This is a genomic window from Photorhabdus akhurstii, assembly GCF_018448925.1.
Classification (GTDB): Bacteria; Pseudomonadota; Gammaproteobacteria; order Enterobacterales; family Enterobacteriaceae; genus Photorhabdus; species Photorhabdus akhurstii.
This window is the reverse complement of the sequence record NZ_RCWE01000010.1, coordinates 139737-146048: the sequence shown is the minus strand read 5'-3', so window position 1 is coordinate 146048 and position 6312 is coordinate 139737. Positions and strand designations below refer to the sequence as shown.

At 38.4% G+C, this 6312-nt stretch carries 5 protein-coding genes; 4 read left to right on the top strand and 1 reads right to left on the bottom strand.

The window, feature by feature from the left end:
- The first annotated feature begins 247 nt into the window (after positions 1-247).
- On the top strand, positions 248-1069 hold the full coding sequence (locus EAE93_RS13260) for a S8/S53 family peptidase (RefSeq protein ID WP_214039848.1): 822 nt from the start codon (positions 248-250) through the stop codon (positions 1067-1069).
- A complete protein-coding gene (locus EAE93_RS13255) occupies positions 1038-1814 on the top strand; it encodes a S8 family serine peptidase (protein WP_214039847.1) in 777 nt (258 codons plus the stop codon). Before EAE93_RS13260 ends, EAE93_RS13255 begins: the two co-directional genes overlap by 32 nt.
- Before the next feature lie 210 nt (positions 1815-2024).
- Here the strand turns inward: EAE93_RS13255 and EAE93_RS13250 are convergent, their stop codons facing one another.
- Positions 2025-3656: a sodium/sugar symporter gene (locus EAE93_RS13250; protein WP_214039846.1), complete on the bottom strand. Its 1632-nt coding sequence runs from the start codon at positions 3654-3656 to the stop codon at positions 2025-2027.
- 370 nt (positions 3657-4026) lie between these two features.
- Between EAE93_RS13250 and EAE93_RS13245 the strand changes: the two genes are divergently transcribed.
- Positions 4027-5079 (top strand): UDP-glucose--hexose-1-phosphate uridylyltransferase, encoded by a 1053-nt coding sequence (locus EAE93_RS13245; RefSeq protein ID WP_214039845.1) that lies wholly within the window; start codon positions 4027-4029, stop codon positions 5077-5079.
- A gap of 69 nt (positions 5080-5148) precedes the next feature.
- On the top strand, positions 5149-6309 hold the full coding sequence (gene galK / locus EAE93_RS13240) for a galactokinase (RefSeq protein ID WP_214039853.1): 1161 nt from the start codon (positions 5149-5151) through the stop codon (positions 6307-6309).
- The last annotated feature ends 3 nt before the right edge of the window (positions 6310-6312 follow it).

Genomic DNA, 6312 nt, shown 5'->3' with positions numbered 1-6312 from the left:
TGAAGGGTAAAGTTCTCAAGGCACATGATATAGGTTTTCACTCTCAAAAGAGAGTATAAGATCACAGTGCTTTATTTGAAGCAACCTATTTTATTTTTGGCTAAAAAACATTCGTGATCTTGCCCTGAAGAAAGAACTTGAAGAGTTTGCTAATCAAAAGATTATTGGTTTTGGTCATTCTAAATTTGATAATGTTTTTAAAAATGAAGAAATACAAAAAAAGGGAAATAGATATTTTCCAAGAAAGTTGGATGAGTATTTAATCGACGGAATATTATCATTTACCACAGTAATGAATAGTTTAGAGAATTTTAATAAGTTAATTAGCTCTGGTATTGTTTATAGAATTGAGCCGGTGCATCATGTTTCAGTAAAATCAGTGCCACCAGGTAGCGGTAAAGAACCAATACCTAATTTATCTAACTTGAAAAATATCCCAACAGTAGTAATTGTTGATGGTGGTTGCTCTGCTGTTTCTTATTTACCTTTTAATGTAATGAGTATTACTCCATTAGTAGATCAGCATGATGCAGATTTAAAGCATGGTAATAAGGTTACTTCAGTAATTTGCCAAGGATCTGCGTGGAATAATAATCTCGCTTTACCTGAGTTGGAGTGCAAGTTTATTAGCGTTCAAGCAATTAATAAAAAAGGAGTCGCTATCCAACCAACAACCGAACAATTTATTAACTATCTTAGAGATGTTGCCAATGAGACAAATGGGGTATCTCAGATATGGAATCTTTCATTTAATGAGAGTGAGCCATATTATTCGAATGAGGAAATTAGTTATTTAGGGCATGAAGTTAATAGAATTGCCCGTGAGTTTAACATATTACCAATTATTTCAATCGGTAATGTAAGTAGATCAAATAGTATAAGATTGTGTCCCCCTGCCGATTGTGAATCTGCTTTAACTATAGCGGGACGATGTGCGGATGAAAATGGTATGGCAACTACACCTTGCTCGATGAGCTTGCGAGGGCCTGCTCCAGCAGGAATGAAAAAGCCAGAACTATTGGTTTTCAACGTTACGAATGATTGGTGGGGTAATAGATACTGGAACTAGTTACAGTACACCTCTTATTTCATCAATAGCAGCCCATGTGTTTAAAAATCTAAAAGAACCTACTCCTGATTTAGTTAGAGCATTGTTAATAAATAAAGCTGAGAGGTGTGTACATGATTTGCGTCTAGGTTGGGGATCACCTTGGAAAGAAGGTAATAACCTTCCTTGGTATTGTGATGAAGGGACAGTTACTCTCGCTTGGAATAGTAAAATTCGTGCAGGATTTGCATATTATTGGAATGATATTTTTCTACCTACTGAAATGTTGAAAGATGGAAAAATTAAAGGAGAAATAATATTAACAGCAATATTAAAACCCTTGGTTTCTGAACTGGGCGGCGAAAATTATTTTGCTACTAGGCTACAGTGCTCTTTGCAGAGCATTAGTAACGACGGTAAAGTAAAAAATCTTCTTGGTACTATGAAGGAATCTAAAGAAAAAGAACTTCAGTCTCGCCAAGAGTTAGCTAAATGGAGCCCGATAAGACATCATGGCAAATCTTTTTCAGGAGTATCCGTTGATAATACGAAGTTAAGACTCTATGCTCGAATTTTTACCCGTGATTTATATCAGTTTGATATGTCATCACACCATGAACTATCAGAACAAGAGGTATCATTTGTCTTAACTTTTAAAAGTCACGATAAAGATTCTGGTATTTATAACTCAATGAAACAACGTTTAGGACCAAAAGTTGAAGTTGGAATAATTGAGCAAGATATTGATATCGATAATACAATATAAATACATAGTATCCCCCCTGTATTAGCTGCTTGATACAGGGGCGAATATCTATCATATCTATGTAAATTAACTGTTAGTAACGTGTCAATCCTCGCATATGAGAGGCTTTTTCATTTCTATGCCGCTTAAAAAGTTGAAGTGAACACTAGAAGTTGGATTTAAGGGACTCACTTCACTTTTTTGCGGTAGTCTCAATTGGTGGGAGATTGACTACCAGAAAACAACGTACAATACAGCCAGAATGATCATAATGGCATAAGATGCAATATTAAAACTGCGGTCCGTAGCAAACATAGATGAAACCAATACAATGCCTTTAGGATCGTCGTCATTAGCCGATGTACTTAAACTCGTGAATGCAATAACGACCAGTGTAAAGAGTAATGTGTAGAGCATTTGATCCATAAATGGCATTGCAAACGGCATAAATTTCAGAAATAAGGCAAAGGGGATCGATAAAACCACACCAATTATCGCCCCTTTACTGGACGTCTTTTTCCAGAATAACCCAAGTAAGAATACGGCTAAAATACCGGGGCTGACAAGACCAGTATATTCTTGAATATATTGGAATGCTTGGTTAATACCGCCAAGCATTGGCGCAACAAAACAGGCGATAATCAGGGCAATAGTGGCAGAAATACGGCCAACATTAACCAGTTTGTGGTCGCTTGAATCAGGTGCAATATATTCCCTGTAAATGTCCATAGTGAAAATGGTGGCGGTCGAATTTAGCATCGACGCTAATGATGAAACGATAGCGGCTGCTAATGCGGCAAATACGATACCTTTGAAACCGACAGGTAGAAATTGGGTTAACCACGGATAAGCTTTGTCTGCATGCGTTGCATCAGGCACGTTATTTAGCGCAAGGTCGCCTAAACCTGCCATTAATTCAGGGGAGGTTGTGATCACATAAGCGGCAATGCCCGGCACAACAACCAGGAAAGGCAGAATAAGTTTCAGAAAAGCGGCAAAAACAATTCCTTTCTGTGCTTCCTGCACTGACTTGGCAGCAAGGGTACGTTGAATAATGTATTGGTTGAAGCCCCAATAATAGAGGTTAGCAACCCATAAACCGCCAATCAGTACAGCAATACCAGGCAAGTTTATGAATTGAGGATTACTTTTATCCAAAATCATTTCAAAGTGTCTTGGTGCTGCATCAACCATTTTGGCAAATCCCGCCATTATGCCTTCACTGCCGCCAATATAGCTGACGGCAATAAGTGTTGTGAGCAATCCCCCTAATATTAGGAAAAAGACTTGAATAACATCGGTCCAAACGATAGCCGAGAGGCCGCCGTAAATAGAATAAACCAAGGAAAATATTGCAAGCCCAATAATGGAATAGATCAATGGAATATTCAGAATGGTTTCCAGTGCTAAGCCACCCAAATAAAGCACAGAGGTCAGATTGACGAAAATATAGAGTGAGATCCAGAACACTGCCAGAATGGCTTTTAAATTTTTATTAAACCGTTGTTCCACAAATTCTGGGATAGTATAAATGCCTTTCTCAATGAAGATAGGTAAGAAATATTTACCTACGATGATTAATGTAATTGCCGCCATCCATTCATAAGAAGCTATTGCTAAACCAATGGAATAACCGGAGCCAGACATGCCAATAAATTGCTCGGCAGAAATATTTGCCGCGATCAGTGAGGCGCCTATTGTCCACCAGGGCAAGGATTTACCTGCCAGGAAGTAATCTTCAGTGCTTTTGTCCAAGCCTTTTTTATCCCTGGATACCCAGAGCCCCACACTGATGATAATGGCGACATAGAACATAAATACCAATATATCTACCAAGCTTAAACCGTGTTCTATAGTGGACATGTTTCTTTTCCTGGTTAGTTTATTTGATATTGAATTGTAAACGTTACCATTTGGTGGAGATGTAATCAGAATCACAAAATTGTTATTAAATATCGTATTTGTAATTTATCTTAATTCTTAATAATTTGTTTTAATTAATAGATTAAGTAAATTTACTGTGACTTTAACTCATGTTTGCAGAATATGTCGAAGTTGAACACCTTAATCTGTCTTTTAGGTTTATATCTAAGCTTCTTGTGTAATTGTTTACATTTACGTGATTGGTATCTCAGATTAGTATTAATGCTCGTTGTTAAACTGTGTTCAGCCTGAGTGTGAATAAAGATTTTCACAATCGGTATTGGAAAATATAAATGAGGTAGAGACTGTTATGTCCAAGATTGTATTCAATCCTGCTGAACATCCCCACCGTCGTTATAATCCGCTAACCGGGCAATGGGTTTTGGTCTCTCCCCATCGGGTAAAGCGGCCGTGGCATGGGCAGGATGAGAAATCATTGATAGACGATATTCCAAGTTATGATGAGCAATGTTTTCTTTGCCCATTAAACACGCGTATTTCCGGTGATAAAAATCCTGCTTATCAAGGAACCTTTGTTTTTAATAATGATTTTTCGGCTTTAATACCAGATTCACCTGATGTGCCTCAATCGTCTCACTCATTGTTTAAAATACAAGGAGTACGAGGATTAAGTCGTGTAATCTGTTTTTCTCCGGATCACAGTAAAACGTTACCTGAATTGCCGGTTGAACAAATTCGTCAATTAATTGATACCTGGAATGAACACATTGAAACATTGGGTAAAGAATATCTTTGGGTTCAGGTTTTTGAAAATAAGGGTGAAGCAATGGGCTGTTCTCAGCCTCATCCTCACGGGCAAATCTGGGCGAATAGTTTTCTGCCAAACGAAATTGAGCGTAAAGATAAACAACTGCGTGCTTATTACCAGGAACAGGGTTCCAATTTATTGGTGGATTATGTTCAGGCTGAATTAGTTGATGGTGAACGGGTTGTAATCGATACAACTCATTGGTTAGCGGTTGTGCCTTATTGGGCAGCATGGCCCTATGAAACCATGTTGTTACCTAAAGTTCATGTTCGTCGTATGAATGAATTAACGGATGAACAACGCGATGATTTGGCGGTCGCGCTTAAAAAGCTTACCAGTCGTTATGACAACTTATTTCATAGCTCTTTTCCTTATTCAATGGGTTGGCATTTTGCACCGTTTTTTGACCAAGGTACTGATGTTGAACATTGGCAACTGCATGCACTTTTCTATCCGCCATTATTGCGATCGGCTACTGTGCGAAAATTTATGGTGGGCTATGAAATGTTTGCTGAAACACAACGTGATTTAACCGCAGAACAGGCGGCTAAATTTTTACGTGCGGTGAGTGATGTACATTATAAAGCGCAATAATGTTAATTATCTGGCAGGATATTTCATGAGAAGTATCGTTCAGTTAATATCTTATTTGAGAATGAAATGATGGAAACTTTAATTAATTGTGTTAAAGATGTTTTTGATTTGGTATTTCATTATATGCCAACACATATTATTCAAGCACCAGGTCGGGTTAATTTGATTGGAGAGCACACTGATTATAATGATGGCTTTGTATTGCCATGTGCTATTAATTACCAAATTGTGGTTGCGGCGGCAAAGCGGGAAGATAATATTATTCGTGTTGTTTCGGTTGATTACGGCAATCAATTAGATGAGTTTGATATTAGCCAGCCTATTAAATTTGACGAAAATAAAATGTGGGCCAATTATATTCGCGGTGTTGTAAAATGCTTGCTTAGTCGTGGATATATATTTAACGGGGCAGATATTGTGGTAACGGGTAATGTGCCACAAGGGGCGGGGTTAAGTTCATCGGCTGCACTGGAAACAGTGATTGGTGAAACGATAAAAACACTTTATCATTTAGCTATTAGCCAAACGGAAATAGCGTTAAATGGGCAGCAAGCTGAAAATGAATTTGTCGGTTGCCATTGTGGCATTATGGATCAATTAATTTCCGCGCAAGGTAAGAAGGAACATGCGTTATTAATTGATTGCCGCGATTTAACCACGCAAACCGTATCTATGCCGAAAGATATTACAGTTATGATTATTAATTCAAATAAGAATCGGGAATTGGTTGGCAGTGAATATAATATCCGCCGGGATCAATGCGAACAAGCAGCGGCATTATTTGGGGTTAAAGCTTTGCGGGATGTGACATTAGATGAATTTGAAAAACGGAGTGTTGAGCTTGATAGCATAGTGGCTAAACGTGCTCGCCATGTAATTACAGAAAATGAACGTACACTTCTGGCAGCAAAAGCATTAGCGGAGGGTGATATGTCATTAATCGCGGAACTTATGGCGCAATCACATCAGTCAATGCGTGATGATTTTGAAATTACCGTACCTGAAATCGATACCTTGGTTGATATTGTGACGCAAGCCATTGGTAAACAGGGGGGAGTGAGAATGACCGGTGGTGGATTTGGTGGCTGTGTGGTGGTTTTAGTCCCCCAAACTTTGGTTGATGTGGTTAAACGCGCGGTAGAGCAACACTATTTTGCGTTGATAGGTCTGAAAGAGACCATTTATGTGTGTCAGGCTTCGGACGGTGCAAGTTTGGTTGAAACACGGTAGGTA

What these genes read in the sequence shown, in the direction of transcription:
- EAE93_RS13255 (WP_214039847.1), top strand. Translation starts at nt 1,038, where the DNA reads ATGATTGGTGGGGTAATAGATACTGGAACTAGTTACAGTACACCTCTT.
- EAE93_RS13250 (WP_214039846.1), bottom strand. Translation starts at nt 3,656, where the DNA reads ATGTCCACTATAGAACACGGTTTAAGCTTGGTAGATATATTGGTATTT.
- EAE93_RS13245 (WP_214039845.1), top strand. Translation starts at nt 4,027, where the DNA reads ATGTCCAAGATTGTATTCAATCCTGCTGAACATCCCCACCGTCGTTAT.
- galK (WP_214039853.1), top strand. Translation starts at nt 5,149, where the DNA reads ATGGAAACTTTAATTAATTGTGTTAAAGATGTTTTTGATTTGGTATTT.